Origin of the sequence: Companilactobacillus kimchii DSM 13961 = JCM 10707, from assembly GCF_001435445.1 — a bacterium.
GTDB lineage: Bacteria > Bacillota > Bacilli > Lactobacillales > Lactobacillaceae > Companilactobacillus > Companilactobacillus kimchii.
Genome location: NZ_AZDH01000027.1, coordinates 303156 through 324218 on the forward strand (window position 1 = coordinate 303156; position 21063 = coordinate 324218).

General features: G+C 35.3%; 16 protein-coding genes, 3 tRNA genes, 1 riboswitch and 1 other annotated feature. Of the genes, 6 read left to right on the forward strand and 13 right to left on the reverse strand.

Features of this window, described 5'->3' with window-relative positions; all coding sequences use genetic code 11:
* The first annotated feature begins 30 nt into the window (after positions 1-30).
* Entirely contained in the window at positions 31-1404 is a 1374-nt protein-coding gene (locus FC97_RS13015; protein WP_054642089.1) for an FAD-dependent oxidoreductase, read from the forward strand.
* A 155-nt stretch (positions 1405-1559) separates the two neighbouring features.
* Here the strand turns inward: FC97_RS13015 and FC97_RS13020 are convergent.
* Positions 1560-1643 (reverse strand) — tRNA-Leu (locus FC97_RS13020).
* Between the two features lie 66 nt (positions 1644-1709).
* Between FC97_RS13020 and FC97_RS13025 the strand changes: the two genes are divergently transcribed.
* The gene (locus FC97_RS13025) at positions 1710-2549 is read left to right on the forward strand and encodes an NAD(P)H-hydrate dehydratase (RefSeq protein WP_054642090.1); all 840 of its coding nucleotides are present in this window, start codon (positions 1710-1712) and stop codon (positions 2547-2549) included.
* A gap of 46 nt (positions 2550-2595) precedes the next feature.
* Here the strand turns inward: FC97_RS13025 and FC97_RS13030 are convergent, their stop codons facing one another.
* From FC97_RS13030 to FC97_RS13825, 3 genes are all read right to left on the reverse strand, one after another.
* Positions 2596-4233 carry a putative polysaccharide biosynthesis protein gene (locus tag FC97_RS13030; protein WP_054642118.1) on the reverse strand — a complete coding sequence of 546 codons (1638 nt, stop codon included), beginning with the start codon at positions 4231-4233 and terminating at the stop codon, positions 2596-2598.
* Positions 4234-4612: 379 nt separating this feature from the next.
* Positions 4613-7027, reverse strand: a complete 2415-nt coding sequence (gene leuS / locus FC97_RS13035) for a leucine--tRNA ligase (RefSeq protein WP_054642091.1) — start codon at positions 7025-7027, stop codon at positions 4613-4615.
* A gap of 41 nt (positions 7028-7068) precedes the next feature.
* Positions 7069-7281 (reverse strand) — a binding site (T-box leader).
* Positions 7280-8572: a glucosaminidase domain-containing protein gene (locus FC97_RS13825; RefSeq protein ID WP_054642092.1), complete on the reverse strand. Its 1293-nt coding sequence runs from the start codon at positions 8570-8572 to the stop codon at positions 7280-7282. It overlaps the preceding feature by 2 nt.
* Before the next feature lie 82 nt (positions 8573-8654).
* Here FC97_RS13825 and FC97_RS13915 point away from each other — a divergent pair, with 82 nt between their 5' ends.
* Entirely contained in the window at positions 8655-9305 is a 651-nt protein-coding gene (locus FC97_RS13915; protein ID WP_054642093.1) for a phosphatase PAP2 family protein, read from the forward strand.
* Here FC97_RS13915 and FC97_RS13050 read toward each other — a convergent pair.
* Positions 9249-10727 carry an MDR family MFS transporter gene (locus tag FC97_RS13050; protein WP_056968351.1) on the reverse strand — a complete coding sequence of 493 codons (1479 nt, stop codon included), beginning with the start codon at positions 10725-10727 and terminating at the stop codon, positions 9249-9251. The two genes, FC97_RS13915 and FC97_RS13050, sit on opposite strands and share 57 nt — an antisense overlap.
* Positions 10728-10802: 75 nt before the next feature.
* Positions 10803-11999, reverse strand: coding sequence for a methionine adenosyltransferase (gene metK, locus FC97_RS13055; RefSeq protein WP_056968353.1), 1197 nt, complete (start codon positions 11997-11999; stop codon positions 10803-10805).
* A riboswitch (SMK box riboswitch) is annotated at positions 11997-12075 on the reverse strand. It overlaps the preceding gene by 3 nt.
* Positions 12076-12168: 93 nt before the next feature.
* Between metK and FC97_RS13060 the strand changes: the two genes are divergently transcribed.
* Together FC97_RS13060 and FC97_RS13065 are read left to right on the forward strand one after the other, a co-directional pair.
* Positions 12169-12843, forward strand: coding sequence for a hypothetical protein (locus tag FC97_RS13060; RefSeq protein WP_056968354.1), 675 nt, complete (start codon positions 12169-12171; stop codon positions 12841-12843).
* 74 nt (positions 12844-12917) lie between these two features.
* On the forward strand, positions 12918-13559 hold the full coding sequence (locus tag FC97_RS13065; protein WP_054642095.1) for an SdpI family protein: 642 nt from the start codon (positions 12918-12920) through the stop codon (positions 13557-13559).
* 78 nt (positions 13560-13637) lie between these two features.
* On the opposite strand, the gene FC97_RS13070 is transcribed toward FC97_RS13065, so the two are convergent.
* Positions 13638-13710, reverse strand: a tRNA-Val gene (locus FC97_RS13070).
* 4 nt (positions 13711-13714) lie between these two features.
* Positions 13715-13786: transfer RNA gene (locus FC97_RS13075), tRNA-Glu, on the reverse strand.
* A 115-nt stretch (positions 13787-13901) separates the two neighbouring features.
* On the opposite strand from FC97_RS13075, the gene FC97_RS13080 reads away from it, so the two are divergent.
* Entirely contained in the window at positions 13902-14525 is a 624-nt protein-coding gene (locus tag FC97_RS13080; RefSeq protein ID WP_082604747.1) for a DNA-3-methyladenine glycosylase, read from the forward strand.
* Here the strand turns inward: FC97_RS13080 and FC97_RS13085 are convergent.
* The 5 genes from FC97_RS13085 to dapB all read right to left on the reverse strand — a co-directional run bounded on the left by FC97_RS13085 (position 14520) and on the right by dapB (position 21062).
* Positions 14520-16319, reverse strand: coding sequence for a heavy metal translocating P-type ATPase (locus FC97_RS13085; protein WP_054642096.1), 1800 nt, complete (start codon positions 16317-16319; stop codon positions 14520-14522). The two genes, FC97_RS13080 and FC97_RS13085, sit on opposite strands and share 6 nt — an antisense overlap.
* 212 nt (positions 16320-16531) lie before the next feature.
* On the reverse strand, positions 16532-17842 hold the full coding sequence (locus tag FC97_RS13090; protein WP_054642097.1) for a hypothetical protein: 1311 nt from the start codon (positions 17840-17842) through the stop codon (positions 16532-16534).
* Between the two features lie 100 nt (positions 17843-17942).
* Complete coding sequence (locus tag FC97_RS13095) at positions 17943-19001, reverse strand: aspartate-semialdehyde dehydrogenase (RefSeq protein WP_054642098.1); 1059 nt, start codon at positions 18999-19001, stop codon at positions 17943-17945.
* Between the two features lie 18 nt (positions 19002-19019).
* Positions 19020-20210, reverse strand: coding sequence for an aminotransferase class I/II-fold pyridoxal phosphate-dependent enzyme (locus FC97_RS13100; RefSeq protein ID WP_054642099.1), 1191 nt, complete (start codon positions 20208-20210; stop codon positions 19020-19022).
* Positions 20211-20288: 78 nt separating this feature from the next.
* Positions 20289-21062: a 4-hydroxy-tetrahydrodipicolinate reductase gene (gene dapB, locus FC97_RS13105; protein ID WP_054642100.1), complete on the reverse strand. Its 774-nt coding sequence runs from the start codon at positions 21060-21062 to the stop codon at positions 20289-20291.
* Position 21063: the final 1 nt, after the last annotated feature.

Genomic DNA, 21063 nt, shown 5'->3' on the forward strand with positions numbered 1-21063 from the left:
GATTCTTATTAAGAAAGCGGAGGTTATTTTATGTCAAAGACTAAAGTTGTTATTGTTGGTGCATCACATGGTGGTCACCAATCCATTCTGGAATTATTAAAACGTTACGATGATGTTGATATTAAATTGTTCGAAGCAGGAGACTTTGTATCCTTTATGTCCTGTGGTATGGAACTATACTTGGAGAACAGTGTTACTGACGTTCATGATGTTCGCAATTTTAAACCAGATGATTTTTCAGCTAATGAAAATGTCCAAATCTTAAATAATCACGAAGTTACAAAGATCAACGCTGATAAAAAAGTTATCAGTGTTGTTAATACAAAAGATAATAGTACTCAAGAATATCCTTATGATAAATTGATTCTAAGCTCTGGAGTAACTCCTAAGTCACTCCCTATTCCTGGAAACGACCTCAAAAATGTCTTTCTAATGCGCGGCTTTGATTGGGCTACTCAAATCAAGGCTAAGTTAGAAGACAAAAATGTTAAGAATATCACTGTTGTGGGTGCCGGATACATTGGTATTGAGGCTGCTGAAGCCAGTGTTAAAGCTGGTAAGAATGTCACATTGCTTGATGTAATCGACCGTCCACTAGGAACTTATCTTGATAAAGAAATGACAGACATCCTTGAAAAACACCTTGAAGACAAAGGTGTTAAAGTCGTTACAGGTGCTAAGATTCAGGAATATACAGGTAATGATACCGTTACAGGTGTTAAAACCGATCAAACTGAATACCCTAGTGACTTAGTCATTCAAGCTGCTGGTGTAAAACCTAATACTGATTGGCTTAAAGGTACAATTGATTTAGACGACCGTGGTTGGATCAAGACAAATGAATATCTTCAAACTAATCAAAAAGATATCTACGCTATCGGTGATGCCACATTAGCTTATTCAATCCCAGCAAACAATCACGTTCCAATTGCCTTAGCTACAGTGGCTCGTCGAGAAGCTAGATATGTCGTAAAGCACTTATTCGAAAAGAAACCTGCCCTTCCATTTGGCGGTGTAGTTGGTTCATCAGCTTTGAGTGTCTTTGATTATCATTTTGCAGAAAGTGGTCTTAATAGCTTTACTGCCCAACGCTCTAACGTTGAAATCAAGAGTTCCTTCTATCAAGGTAGTCTCAGACCAGCTTATGTCCCTGCTGGTAAAGATAACCCTACTGTTTCAGTTCAATTATTCTTCAATCCGACTTCACACGTTCTCTTAGGTGGTGCTGTTCTTTCAACATATGACATCACAGCTCAAGGCAACGTTTTGGCATTAGCCATCCAGCACAAATTAACTGTTGAAGATTTAGCCGATGCTGACTTCTTCTTCCAACCAGGATTTGATAGACAATGGAGTATCTTAAACGTTGCCGCTCAACATGCATTGGGTGAAAAGGATTTTTAATATAATTATTGGAAAAGTGTTCACGATTTGTGAATACTTTTTTTGTTATTTCTCGATTTTTGGAAATTATGCAAAATCAATTGGGTTTTAGGCAAAACAAAAAGAGCTAAACCCTATATTATCAAGAGGTTTAGCTCTTTATGAAAATATCAAAATGCCACTGACAAGAGTCGAACTTGCACCTAGAAACCTAGACAGCGACCTGAACGCTGCGCGTCTGCCAATTCCGCCACAGTGGCAAAATATATATTTAACTTCCGATATATATTACAATTAAAATGATACTACAATTGGAGGTACTTGTAATGGAAAAAATTAATAAGAATGTCTTAAATCACGTGATTACTCCAAGAAATCCACAATCATATAAGGGTAATTACGGTAAAATCCTTATTATTGCTGGCTCAACACATTTTGGTGGTGCAGCCATTCTTTGCACTAGTGCTGCTATTCACAGTGGCGCAGGTTTAGTAACCTTAGCCACTACTCCAGAAAAATTCACCGCCGTCAACGTGCAAATTCCTGAGGCCATGACTATTGATTACACGCAAAAAAACGAATTAGCTCAAGCCATTAAAAGTAATGATGTTATTGCCATCGGCCCAGGTCTTGGGACTTCGTCAATTGCTAAAGGTGTAGTTAAAGCTGCATTGAATCTAACTACTGAAAAACAAACCTTGATCCTCGACGCATCGGCTTTAACAATTATTGCTGAACAGCAACTTCCTTTAGAAACAAAGGCTAATATCATTATGACGCCACATCAAGGTGAATGGCAACGCCTCTCCCATTTGCCAATTCATGAACAAAATGAAGAAAATAATCATAAGCAATTACAAAAATTGAATCCGAACGCCACTTTAATTTTAAAGAAGCACTTATCTGAAATATATTATCAGGATCAAGCTCTTCAAATTCAGGCTGGTAATGCTGGTATGGCTACTGGTGGAATGGGTGATACTTTGACTGGTATTATCGCTGGTTTTGTTGGTCAATTCAATTATTCCCTTGAAACCATTTCGGCAGCTCTATTGATACATAGTTTAATTGCCGATAAAATTTATAAAGAAAATTACGTCGTTCTCCCTTCAAAAATAATTGCCAAATTACCAAAATATATGAAGAAATTTAATCAAGCTAAATAATACTGAAAAAGCATGCTAATCCAAAGGGACTAACATGCTTTTAATTTTATTTAATATTAAAAATTCTTCTAATACGTTCTACTTTTGAACCTAGTATCTTATCAGCCAACGATGTCTTTAAAACTAAGTAACCATAGATTACTCCACCAAGGCCAGCTTCTAGAACTAAAACAACCACACTGATAATTCTATCTGAATTACCAACAAAATGGAAAACAACCCAGTTAACAAACATGACTGAAATAAACATGATCAATGAGAATAGAATAATTCCACTAATACGTCGTGAAAGTCTTCCCGTTTGGAACGGATAGCTCAAATGTAGTTCTCTTAGCATCAACCAAGAAACTACTGCCATACCAATACTTGTCGCAACTAATGGACCAAATTCATGGAAAATACCAATCATTGGTAATTGTGCTACTACTTTGACAATAAAGCCATAAATGAAGTATTTGATAGCCAATTTATTACGATATAACGCTTGTAAAACAGCTGAAAGAACTGTGAAAAGTCCTAACAAAATAGATATTACTGATGAAAATTGTAACATCAAAACACCTAAGGCATCATAACGATAAAAAGTTGTCCAAAGTGGTTGAGCCACGGCATACATCCCTAACGAGGCCGGAATCATAATGAAAAAGAACAATTCCAAAGTATTAGAAATTTGATCTTCAATCTTTGCTTTATCACCTTTAGAATATAATCCTGACAAAATAGGAACTGCCGTTACAGCCATTGCTGAAGACAAGGACACAATAATCATAATCAGCTTATTAGCTTGGAAACCAAAGAGTGAATAGTAATTATCTAACTGTGCTCCAGTAGCATTAACAAACATTCTCATGAATTGATTAAAGGTTGATTGATCAAATAAATTAAAGAATGTGATACCTGCATCCAAAATGATGAACGGTACAGCTTGTTCAAAGATCTCACGTGTAAAGTTTCTCTCGTTTAGATTTTCAACAGGCTTGCTGCTTCTAGAAAGTCGCCTCAGTTTCGGCAATTTCTTTAAAATTGCTAGAACTAAAATGGCAATGGCCACTGCTGCTCCAATAAAAGCAGCAAAGGTTGACTGAACAACCGCATTGATATAACTACCCTTGTTAACTACCATAATAAGATATGTGGCAACTAACATGTAGATTACTCGGGCAATCTGTTCAATAAATTGCGAAATAGCCGACGGTGCCATATCTGAATACCCTTGTAAGTATCCTCTCAAAATACTTAATATTGGAATAATTAAGACCGCTACCGCTAATGATTTAATGACGGGGATACTTCTAGGATCACCATCAGTAAACAACGTTGCTAAAACTGGTGCTCCAAAGAACATTACTGCTCCAAAGATAACACCCATGAACGTCATAATCTTAAGTCCATGTTTAAATAATTTATTTCCAGTTGAGTATTCATCCAAGGCATTATAATGTGAAATTTGCTTTGAAATAGCACCTGGAATACCAGCCGTTGAGACAATTAAAAATAGACTGTAAATATTATATCCTTTAGCAAATAAAGCATTAGCTGCTGGATAATCAGAACCCATCCATGCCATCCATGGAATAATATAAATTGCACCTAAAATACGAGAAAAAATACTTCCAGCCGTCATCCAAGCTGAACCCTTCAACATTGTATCTTGTGAAGACGACTCCAGATCCATCACTGGCATTACTTCTTCCTCATCATGGCTTTTATTTCCGCCCAAAACTTGCACCACCTTAAAAACTATCCATTTAATTATAGCAAAATTCTTATCCTAAAAATTTTAAATTACGCTTAATTTATTAAAAAAGCAAATTAATTTTCCAAACTTCCTGAAAATTTCAGACATTTTTACAAAATACTCGCTATTATATACCACCTAATTAATGATAGAATGTAATTCGTTGGGTATTTAGGCAAATTTTATTATTCATTTACACAAAAAAGTAGTTTCACGCAATTATTCATTTAATACAAATATCAACCCTCACCCTTTAATGTCCAATTTAGTCTGCTATCCAACCTAAAAGAGGTTCCGGAAATTTTCCGGAACCTCTTTTTGATTACTATTTAACTACAATATTAACAATCTTATTAGGAATAACGATTACTTTGACAATATTCTTGCCATCAGTAAACTTCTTAACCTTTTCATCAGCAAGTGCTAATTCTTCCAATTTATCTTTAGCCGTGCCGTTAGCAACTTCTATCTTATCCCTAAGTTTTCCATTAACTTGAACGATGATTTCAACTGTATCTGATACTAATTTACTTTCATCATATGTTGGCCATGCAGCATATGAAATTGATTCAGAATGACCTAACTTATTCCAAATTTCTTCCATCATATGAGGAGCAATCGGAGCTAATAGTTTTACCAATCCTTCAGCATAATCCTTAGGCATTGTATCAACCTTATGTGCTTCATTAACAAAGACCATCATTTGAGAAATGGCTGTGTTGAAATGCAATGCGTCATAATCTTCTGTAACTTTCTTAACTGTTTCATTGTAAACCTTATCTAATTTACCATCATTTTCATCAGTTAAGAAGTCGTCACGCAATGTGCTGTAATCATCGTCATTAATAAAGAGATTCCAAACACGATCCAAGAACTTGGATGAACCGGAAAGTCCATTTTCAGACCAAGCAATTGAAGCATCCAAAGGACCCATGAACATTTCATAAGTTCTCAATGTGTCGGCACCATATTGTTCGACAACATCATCTGGATTAACTACGTTACCCTTTGACTTGGACATCTTTTCATGACCTTTACCTAAGATCATTCCTTGGTTAAATAACTTTTGGAACGGTTCTTTAGTTGGAACAACACCCAAATCATACAATACCTTATGCCAGAATCTTGCATACAATAGATGCAATACAGCATGTTCAGCACCACCGATATATAGATCAACTGGTAACCATTGCTTCAATAGATCATAGTCAGCTAATGCTTTATCATTATGTGGATCAATGTATCTTAAGTAATACCATGATGAACCAGCCCATTGTGGCATTGTATTAGTTTCACGACGACCTTTACGACCGTTTTTATCAACAACATTTACCCAGTCAGTTAGGTTAGCTAGTGGACTTTCGCCAGTACCTGATGGTTTAATGTCACTATCTTCTGGCAATTTAAGTGGCAACTCATCTTCAGGAACAAGTGAAGTTGTACCATCTTCCCAATGAATAACTGGAATTGGTTCACCCCAGTATCTTTGACGTGAGAAGACCCAATCACGTAAACGATAGTTAACTTTCTTTTCACCGATACCTTTTTCTTCTAAGTACTCAACCATACGATTGATGGCATCCTCTTTATTCAAGCCATCTAGAAAATCAGAGTTGATGTGCTTACCATCACCGGTAATTGCTCCATCTTCAAGATTACCTTCAATAACTTGTTTCATTGGTAGATTGAACTTCTTTGCAAAAGCAAAATCACGATCATCATGGGCAGGAACAGCCATAACTGCACCTGTTCCATATGTAACAAGTACATAATCAGAAATCCAAACAGGAATTTTTTCACCATTAACTGGATTAATAGCATATGCACCAGTGAAGACACCAGTCTTTTCATCATTCAAATCAGTTCTATCAAGATCAGACTTGTGTGAAACTTCTTCCTTATAAGCATCAACAGCTGCTTTTTGTTCTGGAGTAGTGATTTCATCAACAAGCTCATGTTCAGGTGCCAAAACCATATATTGAACACCGAAAGCAGTATCTGGTCTAGTAGTAAAGATATTTACTTTCTTATCATGATCTACTAATGGGAAAGTAATTTGAGCACCAACTGAACGACCGATCCAGTTTCTTTGCATTTCCTTAATACTTTCAGGCCAATCAATGTCATCCAAGTCATCAATCAATCTGTCAGCATAAGCTGTGATCTTTAGCATCCATTGACGCATTGGTTTTCTAACAACTGGGAAACCACCACGTTCTGTCTTACCATCAATAATTTCCTCATTAGCAACAACAGTTCCTAAATCTGGTGACCAGTTAACGGGAACTTCTGCTTCATAAGCCAAACCTTTTTTGTACATTTGTTCAAAAATCCATTGTGTCCATTTGTAGAACTTAGGATCTGTTGTTTGAACTTCACGGTCCCAATCATATGAGAAACCTAGTGAATTAATTTGACGTTTAAAGTTTTGAATATTTTTTTCAGTAAAATCTGCTGGATTATGACCAGTATTCAAAGCATATTGTTCAGCTGGTAGTCCAAAAGCATCAAAGCCCATCGGATGCAAAACGTTATAACCTTGAGCACGCTTCATTCTAGAAATAATATCTGTGGCCGTATATCCTTCAGGATGACCTACATGAAGTCCTTGACCTGATGGATATGGAAACATATCTAAGGCATAAAAGTTCTTCTTATTTGGATCAGTTGTAGTCTTGAAAGTTTCGTGTTCCTTCCAATACTTTTGCCATTTCTTTTCAACGGTATTGTGATTGTACATATTTTTCCTCCTATACAAAAAAAGTCCTATGATTATATTAATCATAGGACGAGTTATCGCGTTACCACCTAAGTTCCGTACTCAAATAAGTACGACTCTCAAAATCCTTAACGAGGATCAAGCGTAGTCACTTACTTAAGTTCGGTAACTATTATTAGTGGACGAGTTCGAAAATAAAAATCTACGCATTCACATCCCCATGCGCTTTCTGTGAAGAATCCTTATAATCTACTACTTCCGTTGCTTTATATCTTATACCAATAATGTTTGTCCGACAACCAATAAATCTGAATTAAGATTATTTAATTTCTTAATATTATCGATTGTTGTTCCGGCTTGTGATGCAATAGAGTCGATCGTATCACCACTTTGAACAGTTACTGATTTATTAGTTTGACTATCTGTATCACTATTAGAATTATTATCGCTGTAATCATTTTGAACATTGATAGCAGTTGAATCTGAATCCGAATTATCAGATGGAACATACTTCTTTACTCCACTACGTTCATCCTGAACAATAACTGGAGCCTGTTTACTACCATAGGCATCACCAACATTGCCAATATCACTATCTTTGTCAGTCGTAGTCTTATTAGCAGTATTAACCATATTGCCATTATTGGCCGTATTTGTTGTATTAGTAGTTGTTGTCTGATTATTAGTTGTAGTATCCTGGCTAACAATCAAAGTCTTACCTGGATAAATATAATTATCAGTCTTAAGATTATTCATATTCATCAAATCTTCAACTGAAATATTAAATTTAGCAGCAATTGTTTGTAAGGTATCATTTTGAGCGACTGTATAAGTCTTAGCACTAGTATCATCAAATTGGGTCAAGTTATACTTTTCAATCATACTATTTAGCTTAGATGCATAAGTTGTATCGGTAGCATAACGGCCAGTTAAAAATTTAGTAGCATCTTTATAGGAATTAGTGTTACTCTTCCAAGCGCCGGCATACAATTGCGAATTGCCAGTTGTTCCACCTCTTAAAAGTGACACATAATCTTCAAGTGATTCCTTATACGATGGATATTTTCTGAAGTTAGAATTGATTGAATAAAGACTACCAGTTCCATCATCTTCCTGTGTACCCATATTAACTGATGCACCGTTATATTCACCCTTGATACCAAATAGATTATAGTTAGGAGCACTAGCTAAACCACTAGTTCCCCAACCACTTTCAATCATGGCTTGAGCAATCATAACTGATGCATAAAGGTCGTTGTTTGAGGCAAGCTTTCGAGCAGAATTACCAATATAATCAATAAATTGTTGATCTCCTACTCCCTTAGAGCTAACTGGAGTAGTTGTAACAGTTGAATTTTGAGACAATAAATTATTCACAGACAAAGCTTCAGCTTTAACAGACGTTGGAGCAGACACATCGGCAATTTCAGCTACCGCAGCACCAACAAACATACTAGAACCTAATATGGTCATGTTCTTACGCAAGTTTGCATTCTTGCTTCTTTTATTATTTAATCTAGTCAATCGACTATCTTCAATTTTTCTTTCACGACGTGTAATAACCATAAGTATTTTGCTCTCCTCAAAATCTTTATACTTTATATTATATTTCTTAACAAAATCTTAAACAATAGAGAGACTCAAAATTATGAAAATATCTAAAAAAATATTCCTTTTATTAATCATTTTAGTAATATTTTTTACCTTCTGGAGTATAAATGTAGCTCTAAAAAGTACAATTATTACTAAATTCGATACCAATCTCATACAACAAATCTACCATCATAACCAATTCTCACTGAACATATTTAGACCTATTACCAATCTTGGTGACACTTTTCCCACAATATTGATTGCCGCAATATTTTTTATCCTATTAGTAATTAAAAAATACTACTACGCTGCTATCTATTTAGTTTTGAATAAGGTCGTCGTTGCCCTACTCAATAGTCTAATAAAAAACATAATAGAACGACCTCGACCAAGTCATTACCATTATGTTTATGCTGGTGGTTATAGTTTTCCAAGTGGTCATTCAGCAAGCTCATTTGCATTATACATATCGCTATTGATTATTAGTCTCCATATTTTTAAGCAACTAAAAATTAAAGCAATCATCAGCATAATGACAATCATTATGGTATTACTAGTTGGCTATAGCAGAATCTTTTTAGGTGTACATTATCCTAGTGATGTTCTAGGCGGTTATACACTGGCAGCTATAATCGTAACTTTCAACACTCTATTGTTCAGAGCCAAGGATCTTTCGATTCTTCAACTCAAAGGCATTAAGAATTAAACCCAATACTAATAATACAAGAGATGCCACATAAATATTGTGCAATCCTGAAAAAAGAATTTGTCGCATTTTGGGCAAAAGTTGGTGTGGTAAGGAACTTGCTGTTTGTGGGTCGATCAGCTTATTCATCATATCAACTGAAATATTCTTATTTTCCGCTGCACCACGAGCTAAAGCAGTATTCAAGATAATTCCATATACAGAAACCATCATGGATTGACCAATAGTTCTCAATAAAGTATTGAAACTAGTTGCTACCCCAACGTTTTCTGGATCAACAACAGTTTGAGCTGTAACCGTTGTAGTAGTAATCGTTAGACCAAATCCTAATCCGGCTACTGCAGCTAAGCCACAGAAATAGATAAATGGCGTTGTTGGACCTGCCATCAAAAGCAATCCATTGGCAATAGCTAAGAAAAAGAGACTGATATAAATGACACGATTGGGTGCCATTTTTTTTATCAAAGTTCCGGCCCAGAATGATCCAAAGATCCAAACAATTGAACTAGGTGTAACAGCAAATCCACCCATTGACGGACTCAAGCCAAGGATTCCTTGCATCCATGTAGGGATATAGGCTTCAAAACCAATCAAGAAGCCACTAACGATCAAGGCTAAGAAGTTCTGAATAACAAAAGTTTTATTCTTGAATAATTCCAACGGCAAAATTGGATCAGCAACGTGCTTCTCAACGTGAACAAATAAGAAAATAGAAATAATTGAAACAGCCGTTAAACCAATTGGTAAAAAGATATTGCTACTACCAATATTTTGTAAGGCCAACATTAATGGCAATAAGATCAAAATTAATAAGATAGTACCTACATAATCAATTCGTAATTTCTCATGCTCTCGTTTTTCTTCTTTAAAGAAGATCCAAATCAAGCTCATTGTCAACAAACCAACTGGTAAGTTGATTAAAAATACCCAGTGCCAACTCAATTTTTCAACGATAAAACCACCTAGTAAGGGAGCGATAATAGCAGCAATTCCCCAAGCTGATCCATTGAATCCTAATATCTTGGCACGTTTATCTAAGGGGTAAATATCAGCAATAATTGTAAAGGTTAATGGCTGAATAGCTCCTGAGCCAATTCCTTGAACCACACGTGCTAAGATCAAGGTCAACATTGAATTTGACATTGCACATAGTGTCGATCCAATAACAAATAGAACTAAACCAATCATTAATACTGGTTTTCTACCGATTATATCGGATAATTTACCATAAATTGGTGTTGCTACAGCCGTCATTAATAAGTATATTGAGAAAACCCAGTTCATTAAACTGACCCCATGTAAACTCCCAATAATAGTCGGCATAGCCGTTGAAACAATTGTACCCTCTATTGCAGTCATGAATGTGGCAATAAACACGGCGATCGTGACAATTACAACATTCGATTGATTCTTTTGTGTCATTTAAACAATTCCCTCCATAAAAAAAGAGACCCTCCCTAAAGTTAAACTTTAAAGAACGCCTCTGCTAATCATCGATTAAATTTTCAAGAAACTCTTAATATCATCAACTTTATCAAGTTTTTCCCATGGTAAATCGATATCTGTACGTCCGAAGTGACCATAAGCAGCCGTCTTCTTATAAATTGGTCTTTGTAAATCAAGCATTTCTATGATACCTAGTGGACGTAAGTCAAAGAATTTATTGATAACTTCTTCAATTTGTTCTTCTGAAAAGTCACTAGTACCAAATGTATCAACATGAACTGATACAGGTCTGGCAACACCAATAGCATATGCAATTTGAATTTCAACCTTTTCAGCAACGCCTGCTGCAACAAGGTTCTTTGCGATATATCTTGCAGCGTAACTTGCTGAACGATCAACTTTAGTAGCATCTTTACCAGAAAAAGCACCACCACCATGACGAGCAAAGCCACCATAAGTATCCACGATAACTTTACGTCCTGTAAGTCCAGAATCTCCTTCTGGTCCACCGATAACAAAACGGCCGGTAGGATTGATCAAGATCTTAGTCTTGTCATCAATCATATTAGCTGGTACAACTTCGTCAATAACATATTTCTTAATATCTTTTTTGACTTGGTCCAAGCTAGCTTCAGCTTTGTGCTGTGTACTGATAACAATCGTATCAACACGAACTGGATGATCGTTGCCATCATATTCAATAGTTACTTGTGACTTAGCATCTGGCATCAAGTAATCAATTGTACCGTTCTTTCTAACTTCAGCTGTCTTTCTCATTAACTTATGAGCTAAAGAGATTGGTAAAGGCATGAATTCCTTTGTTTCATTTGTAGCGAATCCAAAGACGAAACCTTGATCACCGGCACCAATTTGGTCCAATGGATCAACATCTTGATGATTATCACGTTGTTCAAGCGCATCATCAACACCTTGTGCAATATCAGGAGATTGTTCATCTAGTGCTACCAATACGGCGCAACTATTACCGTCAAATCCTGGGTTAGAACCATCATAACCAATATCGGTAATGGTCTTACGAACAACGCTTTGAATATCAACATATGCGGAAGTTGATATTTCACCGACAACTAGGACTAAACCTGTTGTAACAGTTGTTTCGCATGCAACACGTGCATCTTTATCCTTTGCTAAAATAGCATCGAGAATTGCATCACTTATTTGATCAGCAACTTTATCTGGATGTCCTTCTGAAACTGATTCAGAAGTAAATAAATAATTTTTTGACATAATTTTCTTTCCACCTTTTCGGTTACAGGGCCTCTCCTCGCAAAAAAAGGATCCCATCAGGAACCTTTTAATAGGTTAACACAAAATTAGCTAGTTTTCATAAGAAATCAGCGATTGACGTTAAACTTTTCTTACATTAATATGATTTTATAAGTATTAAGGAGCTCACATGAACAATCTAAAATCTAAAAAAATATTAGCATCCCTTATTGAATTTATTAGTTATCATATTTTTCCATTTATTTTTATTTTTGTACATAATTTGAACAACTATACCATTCATGGTTTCCTAATTATCATGATTGCAATGGTGGCTCTATATAAGGAATATATTATTACTTTAAACCCTAATAAGTACTTCCATTTACTATATAGTGGCATTTATCTACTTTTGGCAATACTTTCAATACATTCACTCAATAAATTTGTTATTATTTTGGTCTTTGTACAATTAGTTTTCCTATATATGCTCAAATATTTACCAGATAATTATCAGAACATTGCTTCACTAATCGAAGATTTCATCGTACCTAGTTTTATGTCCATAGCCTTAGCATTTACATACATGCATTTCATTTCCATTAATTTCGTAGTACCGCTACTATTGATTAACTTAGCATGTGTCTTAATCGATTATTTTGAAGGAACCAAATATGATTATCTACAGTTAATCGTTTTCTCTATTCTTTCATTTATGCTTTTTATTTTAAATTATATTAGTATCTGGACAGCTTTTACTATTATTATCTTCGTTTTAGCCATGTCTCTTTTGAAAAAATATCAAAAATTTTCACAACCCAATCTTTTCTACCGTGTTATCGGTAATTTAATTTTAATCATCTAATTAGACATCACGTATGATACATATTTATCTTTAATCTTAATGGCTCAATCATCATATAATGATAGCAAAAAAGATTGAAGGCCTTCATTATCAAAAAGATTACTCGTTTTAAATTAGAATCTATTTTAGCTATCTGGATCCCGATACTAATTGCTACGCTTTTCTGGAATAAAATTCCAAATCGCTTGCCTACCCATTTTAACAGTCAAATGATTGCTGACAATTGGAACTCTAAACCAGTGGCTCTCATCACATTACCAATCATTTTGACAATTGTGCAACTATTCTTAATTATAATTGTCTCTAGAGATCCTAAAAATGAGAATATCCAGCCCTGGATTCAAAAAACAGTTTTTTCTATTATGCCGGTCCTTTCAGCAGTGATTCTTCTATTAACGGTTTTTGGTTCCTTCCCTTCGGTACTCCAAGCTAATTACGTAAACTTAATCTTAGGAATCATTTTCATCATTCTTGGTATAACTTTAGGAAAAGTTCAATCAAACTACACCATTGGAATAAGGATTCCCTGGACCCTACACAGTAAACAGAATTGGAATATGACCCATAAATTTGGTGAAAAAATCTATATTGTCGGTGGAATAATTATAATTATTGCTTCATTTATATCAATAAAACTAATTTTTATCCCAACTATATTGGTAATTGTTCTAGCACCATGCATTTATTCTTACTTACTTCATAAAAAAGGTATTTGAAATCATTCCATAATTATGGGATGATTTTTTTGTACAAAAAAACATCTAACAAAGTTAGATGTTTAAAGGTTTTTGGTATGGAGGATACAGGGATCGAACCTGTGACCTCCTGCTTGTAAGGCAGATGCTCTCCCAGCTGAGCTAATCCTCCAAAATGACCCGTACGAGATTTGAACTCATGTTACCGCCGTGAAAGGGCGGTGTCTTAACCACTTGACCAACGGGTCATAAATATTTATTTATGTATTGCTCTCTCAAGCACAAGAAATATAATACAATAATAATAAAGACGTTGCAAGAGGTTTTTTTAACTTTTTTGAAAAATTGGGAGGAATTTGAATTTTGGATATACAAAAGTACTTTGAAAGCGCGGAAACAATGGATTTGGCACAAGATATGTTAGGACATACTTTTACCTATGAATCTGATCAAGGAAAGTTCTCAGGTTTAATTGTAGAAACTGAGGCCTACTTAGGACCCATTGATATGGCAGCTCACAGCTATAATGGTCGTCACACTAAAGCTAATGACCCACTCTATCAATCCGGCGGGACTATTTATATTTACTCAATTCATAGTTGGCTAGATATGGATATCAGCATCCAAAAAGCTGGTACGCCAAATGGTATCCTAATTAGAGGATTACAACCTCTAGAGGGTCTCGATCTGATGGAAAAGAATCGTAGCAAAACTGGTTTTGATGTTAGCAATGGACCTGCTAAGTGGATGGCAGCCTTTGGCATCAAAGATAAATCTTTATCTGGAACAGTTTTAAATGAGAATAATTTCAATTTTTCCGCAAAAAAAGTCCAGACTCCTCAAGAAATTCTAGCTACACCAAGAATCGGTGTAAAGAATAAAGAGCCTTGGACTTCAAAAAATATGCGTTTTATTGTAAAAGGAAATCCTTATGTATCTAAATTACCAAAGCGAGAAATGAATTTAGATACATACGGTTGGTTATAATTTATCGCTTCTAGCACGAAGAGCATACAGAATAGCTACAGTATCAACCACTTCTTGAAGCATTGCGCCAATAATGGTTGGAATTAAACCAAATCCAGCTACTATCATCAAAGCAATACAAATGAAGATTCCGATTAATACCGCTTCTTTGGCAACTTTCATCGTATCATGAGCAATTTTAACGGCCGTGGTTACTTTGCTAAGATCATCTTGTAAAATAACTGCATCAGCTGATTCACTAGCAGCATTGGCGCCCTTATAACCCATCGCTATTCCAACATCAGCTAGAGCCAATGCTGGAGCATCGTTAACACCATCTCCAACCATTACAGTAGGATGATACTCTTTTCCTAAGCCTCTAATAATTTTTACTTTATCAGCAGGTAAACTGGATGGAAATGCCTTTGTAATACCTACCTCTGAAGCAACCAATTCGGTTGCTTCTTTTTTGTCACCTGAAATCATCAAAATATTACTAATACCAAAATTCTTTAAACCTTGAATTGTTGTTTTAGCCTCCGGTCTAATTTGATCCAACAAGCTGTACACACCTGCATATTCACCGTCAATTGAAACATAAACTCCTGATCCAGTCACTGAATCAACTTTTTCATCGGTTACGAATTCGGCTTGACCAACCTTAACTTCAATATCATCAATCTTTCCTACAATACCTTCAGCAGTTGTCTCTTTTAAATCAGTTACTGGTAATAATTCTAAGTTATGTTTTAAAGTAAAATCGACAATGGCCTTAGCCATAACATGACTTGAATTTTGTTCTAAGGATGCAGCATAAACCATAACTTGTTCCTTACTAAAGCCATTGACTGACTTAAAACCATTAACAATTAATCTACCCTCCGTAATCGTTCCTGTCTTATCAAAGGCCACTGTTTTAGCAGAATTCAATTTTTCTAAGGCTGTTCCTGATTTAACAATAATTCCATTTCTACTTGTTCTACTCATGCCAGAAACAAAGGCAATCGGTGCAGCCAAAATCAATGGACATGGTGAAGCTACTACTAAGACTTGAGCAATTCTAATTGGATCTTTAGAAATGTACCAAGCAATCCCAGCAATTACATAAGCAATTAATGTAAAAGGGACTGCATAACGATCAGCTAATCTAACAAAGTGAGCTGGATGTGTTTCTGACTCCTTAACCAGTTTAACGATAGCTTGATACTCAGAATCAGCAGCCACTTTCTCGGCTCTAATTTTAAAAGGATTTTCTCCATTGATCGAACCAGACATAACATGTGAATCTTTTCCGATTGTTACAGGAACCGATTCACCAGTCAAAGATGACTCATTTACTTCCGAAGTCCCGTCAAATACTACTCCATCAACTGGAACTTGCTCTTTAGGACGAATAAGCAACTCATCCCCAACTTTAACATCATCAATATCAATATCCTTAACTGTTTGATCAATAATGAGATGCGCTTGTGAAGGAGTATTATCTAAGAGTGATTTCAATTCACTTTTAGCCTTGTTAGCCGCATATTCCTCTAAAGAATCTCCACCTGTCAGCATTAATAGAACTATCCAACCAGCCCAATATTGGCCCAACACGATTGTCGCTACTATTGCAGTAATTGCTAATAAATCGATTCCAAAATTCCCTGACTTAAGAACCTTTACCATATCCACAAACATGATCAAGGCCAATAATAATCCTAGAATACTAATTATCAATTGAGCATAACTAGGTAAATGAAAGATAAATTCCAATACCGCCGCAATAATCCCAATTGTTAGTGTTGCATACAATTTAATCTTATCGGAATTCATAAAATCACGTCCTCCCTCGAAATACTTTTCATTAACATAATTATACAATTTCACAAATTATAAAAATAGTATTTAGAGACATAATTTAGAATCATTCTCATTTAGATTCATTTATCAAACTATAAGTAAAACTATTATTAATCATAACGGCGTTATATCAGTGCATACCTAAAAGAGCTATCTATGCGCTAGATAGCTCTTTTTATAATTTATTATTCTTTTTCACGTGCAAAGTAAAACGTTACTGCGGCATAGATAAACACAATTGCCGTTATGAAAATATGAACTCGATACAAAACTGAGTTAGTTGGACCATCGGTAACATGACTATTAAAGAACCCCAATGCATTTATTTTTGCAAAATAACTAATGAAATAAATTGTTGTCATATAAACTAACTGTTGTGATACATTCCCCACGCAAGAAAGTTGATACTTAATTAAAAAGGCTCTTTCAGAATCTAAATCAGGATGATTATAAAGGGCATCATTTAAAATCCGATTATCTGTTCCCACAAAGATGGCACAAAGGAACAATCCAACAAAGTATGTAAAATTAAATAACGATAAAATTAAACCAATTAAAAGTAATGGATATCTAAGTGACTGGTATTTCTTTAAGACAACTGGCCCCAATTCAAAACCAATTAAATAAATAGCATAAATCAACATCAAAGAATTAAATCCAAATCTAACGGTACTGTCAAACACAGCATAAAGCATAACGTAATTCATGATTACTCCACGGTTGATAGCTACCAAACTTACAGGAAAAATCTTTTTATGAATATCGATTTGATAATATGCTAGGAAGAGAAATAGCATAATCGCTACTATACTGATGATCAGATCGAATGTCTGAGAAACAGCCTTTAACCTAGTGTAACGAATGATGAAGACTAACATGACTAAACTTGCTAAAACAATCAAGCTGAATAGTGAATTAACACGGAATTTCTGTTTAGTTTCAATTCCTTGGTAAAAGGTCAAACGATGTGTAATATTCATCCCACCTACCATGGCGGCAAAGAATAAGAAAGCTAGTAAGACAAAGGATAGACTTAACATTTTAGTTTGAGTCGCAATCAATTGAACGGCAACCAATAATATCAAAGTCAAAATTACCGATAAAGTGTGCATCCGATTAAATTTGAACTCTTTATCCATTTTGCCTCGTGATCTAACTGTTAAGTAGTAAGGCCAGATCCAACTTGAAGCTAATCCTAATAGAATTCCTCCAATTATTCCAAAGACGGGATTACCCGCACCTAAAATACACAACGACCCTATGACTCCGAAGAAACTAGACATAGCCAACATAGTTGAAGCCGGTAATGTAATAAAAGTAGTCAATAACATTCCCAAGGCTCTAAATGTATATAGCATTAAGAACGGCAATGCATAGACAAATATATTTTTATTCTGATTGTACAAAGTTAAACAAAAAAAATACGGTATCGCAACTCCAGCATTGGCCAATAGATCCAAAACACCTTCGTTAAAAACGTTTGTTATTCGTTTCATTATTTTCTCACCCTAGTATTAATTGTCTTTGAATATTTTAACAGAAATATCCAAAAAAAAATGGAACACAGCCTAAAATCTGCATTCCATTTTAAATTAACTAATTATGGACTAAATTATCGGCAACCAAACGTTCAGCAATTTGCACTGTATTCCAAGCTGCGCCCTTTAAAAGATTATCGGAAACAACCCACATGTTGAATGCACCCTTATTTTCCAAATCTGGACGAATACGTCCAACGTAAGTATCACGCTTACCCACGGCATTGATTGGTTGTGGATAAATTTGATGCTTAGGATCATCTTCCAAAACGGCTCCCGGCGCTTGTCTGATCAGTTCTTGAATCTTTTCTGTCGTTGCGGACTTATCCTCAACTTCAATATAAATTGATTCACCATGACTGATTGGAACTGGTACTCTGACACAAGTAGCCGTGACTTTAATCTCAGGTGAATTCATATCGCCAAGCATAATTTTCTTAGTTTCATGAATCATTTTCCATTCTTCGTGAGAATATAAATTATCCTCTAAAACATCAATTTGCGGTAAAAGATTGAAGGCCAATGGATAGTGCTTTTCGTCACCTTTCGTGGGAAAAATATCGGCATGCATATCCTTACCATCCAAATAATCCTGTGCCTCTGAATACAATTCGTTTAAAGCACTTTGGCCAGCACCACTAGCAGCTTGATAAGTTGAAACAATAATTTGCTTCAAACCAAAAGCTTTTCTAATCGGTTCTAGTGCTACCATCATTTGAATAGTTGAACAATTTGGATTAGCAATAATCCCATGATGATTATAAAGTGCAGCTTCATTTACCTCAGGAACTACCAATGGGACATCTTCTTCCATTCGAAAGGCACTTGTATTATCGACACAAACAGCTCCACGCTTAACAGCTTCAGGTAAGAATTTTTTAGAAACTGAACCACCAGCCGATGCTAAAACAATATCAACACCCTCAAATGATTCCGGTTTGGCCTCTTCAACCGTTACATCCTGCCCTTTAAATTGTAATTTCTTACCCGCAGAACGATATGACGCCAATAATTTTATCTTATTAACCGGAATAGTTGATTGCTCTAATTGTTGAATTAAACGTGTTCCAACGGCACCTGTGGCACCTAAAATAGCTACTGTATATCCATCACTCATAAATCTTCATCCCTTAAATCAATTTTTTAAATTCTCTGTAAAAATTCTTAATCTCTTCATAGCTTCTTTAATATCAGCCATTGAAGATGCATATGACATTCTAAAATGACCTTCGCCACCATCGCCAAAAGCGGTCCCCGGCGTTACACCAACTTTTCCTTCTTCGGCTAATCTATTAGCAAATTCAACTGCGGTTAAATTAAATTCATTAGGAATCTTCGAAAAAGTATAGAATGCACCTTCAGGTAATTTTGTTTCATAACCAATATCATTTAACTGATCCACAATATAATCACGACGTTCTTGATAAATATCCCGCATCGGAATGCAATCGTTAATCCCATTTGTCAAAGCCTCTTTAGCGGCATATTGAGCCGGATTAGAAGGAGCAGTTACAACGAAGGCATGCATTTTAGCGGCGTTCGTAACGAAGTCTTTAGGAGCTGCAATATAGCCAATTCGGTAACCAGTCATTGCGTGTGATTTAGATAAACCATTGATCAAAATAGTTTTTCCGGGCATTAACTTGGCTAGAGAGATATGTTTTTCCCCATACGTCAATTCAGCATAGATCTCATCCGAAATAACATACATTTCCTTATCCTTAACAACATCAACAATTTCTTGTAGTTCATCTTTTGAATAAACAAAACCAGTTGGATTACCGGGGAAATTCAGAATTAAGGCCTTTACTCTATCGGCACCTTCTTTGGCGATAACCTCACGTAATTTTTTACCAGTTAAACGAAACCCATCATCAGTAGTATTCACTTGGATTGGAATTCCACCTAGAATTTTTACAATCGGTATATAAAGTGCAAAAGTTGGTGTTGGAATCAATACCTTATCACCAGGATTAATAATAGCTGCTAAAGAATCAAAGATAGCCTCAGTGGCCCCAATCGTTACAACAATTTCTGTTTCAGGATCATAATCAATTTCAAAACGTTTACTCAAGTAATTAGAAATAGCTTCTCTCAAACCGATGATCCCTTTTTGAGCTGAATAGTGAGAATCATTATCTTCAATACTCTCAATAGCTGCTGTCTTAACATGTTCAGGAACATTAAAATCAGGTTCACCCAATGTTAATTTGATCAATCCGGGGATTTTAGCAAATTTTTCAGCGAAAATCCGAATTTGAGAAATTCCCATTGGTTCTATAGTTTCGTTGACAACATTTTTTACTGTTGAATCTAATTCTGGCATTCTATGACACTCCTTAAATTATAATAATTTAATTCTATAACAAATTGTATTCATTTAATTAATTATTTTGTAATAATTCTAAATAATTTGTTCCAAACCGATAACTAAATGATCACTTTTCATTACTTCATGGATTGCCAGCTTAACACCAGTCATAAATGACTCTCGATCAGTGGTACTTTGAGATATAGTTAAAGTTTCACCAACTCCACCAAAGATAACCTCTTCATCTGCGACAAAGCCCGGTAGTCTGAGTGCGTGAATCTTAATACCGTGATAATCTCCACCACGAGTATTAAGCGGATCTTTACTACTATGTTGTTTCTGATCGTGCCCTCTAGCTTCATAAATCAGTCTAGCAGTATTTAAAGCCGTCCCTGAGGGGGCATCAATTTTATCTTCATGATGCTTTTCAACAATTTCCGATTCAGCAAAATATTTAGCAGCTACTTGAGCAAATTTCATCATCAAAACGGCGGATAATCCAAAGTTCGACGCAATAATTCCACCTAGGTTACTATTGTCAGCTAACCGTTTTAACTCATTTGTCTGTTCTTCACTCATACCACTTGTTCCGATAACTGGACGAATACCATGCTCAATCGCAAATTTAGTATTTTCAAACACCGCACTAGGTATTGAAAAATCAATCCAAATATCGGCCACAACATTAATATCAGTAAGCTTATTATAAATTTTAACGTCCTCATTTAAATCATAAATCTGCGGGTTCAGGTCAGTCACACTTGGATTAAATCCAGCGACTAAATGCATATCCTCACTTTGATTAACCATTCTAACTGCCTTTTGACCCATCGATCCATTAAAACCTGAAACAATAACTCTTATCATA

Bases quoted from the DNA above. Each gene is read 5' to 3' on its own strand.
- FC97_RS13015 (WP_054642089.1), top strand. From the start codon at position 31: ATGTCAAAGACTAAAGTTGTTATTGTTGGTGCATCACATGGTGGTCAC.
- FC97_RS13025 (WP_054642090.1), top strand. From the start codon at position 1,710: ATGGAAAAAATTAATAAGAATGTCTTAAATCACGTGATTACTCCAAGA.
- FC97_RS13030 (WP_054642118.1), bottom strand. From the start codon at position 4,233: ATGCCAGTGATGGATCTGGAGTCGTCTTCACAAGATACAATGTTGAAG.
- leuS (WP_054642091.1), bottom strand. From the start codon at position 7,027: ATGTACAATCACAATACCGTTGAAAAGAAATGGCAAAAGTATTGGAAG.
- FC97_RS13825 (WP_054642092.1), bottom strand. From the start codon at position 8,572: ATGGTTATTACACGTCGTGAAAGAAAAATTGAAGATAGTCGATTGACT.
- FC97_RS13915 (WP_054642093.1), top strand. From the start codon at position 8,655: ATGAAAATATCTAAAAAAATATTCCTTTTATTAATCATTTTAGTAATA.
- FC97_RS13050 (WP_056968351.1), bottom strand. From the start codon at position 10,727: ATGACACAAAAGAATCAATCGAATGTTGTAATTGTCACGATCGCCGTG.
- metK (WP_056968353.1), bottom strand. From the start codon at position 11,999: ATGTCAAAAAATTATTTATTTACTTCTGAATCAGTTTCAGAAGGACAT.
- FC97_RS13060 (WP_056968354.1), top strand. From the start codon at position 12,169: ATGAACAATCTAAAATCTAAAAAAATATTAGCATCCCTTATTGAATTT.
- FC97_RS13085 (WP_054642096.1), bottom strand. From the start codon at position 16,319: ATGAATTCCGATAAGATTAAATTGTATGCAACACTAACAATTGGGATT.
- FC97_RS13090 (WP_054642097.1), bottom strand. From the start codon at position 17,842: ATGAAACGAATAACAAACGTTTTTAACGAAGGTGTTTTGGATCTATTG.
- FC97_RS13095 (WP_054642098.1), bottom strand. From the start codon at position 19,001: ATGAGTGATGGATATACAGTAGCTATTTTAGGTGCCACAGGTGCCGTT.
- FC97_RS13100 (WP_054642099.1), bottom strand. From the start codon at position 20,210: ATGCCAGAATTAGATTCAACAGTAAAAAATGTTGTCAACGAAACTATA.
- dapB (WP_054642100.1), bottom strand. From the start codon at position 21,062: ATGATAAGAGTTATTGTTTCAGGTTTTAATGGATCGATGGGTCAAAAG.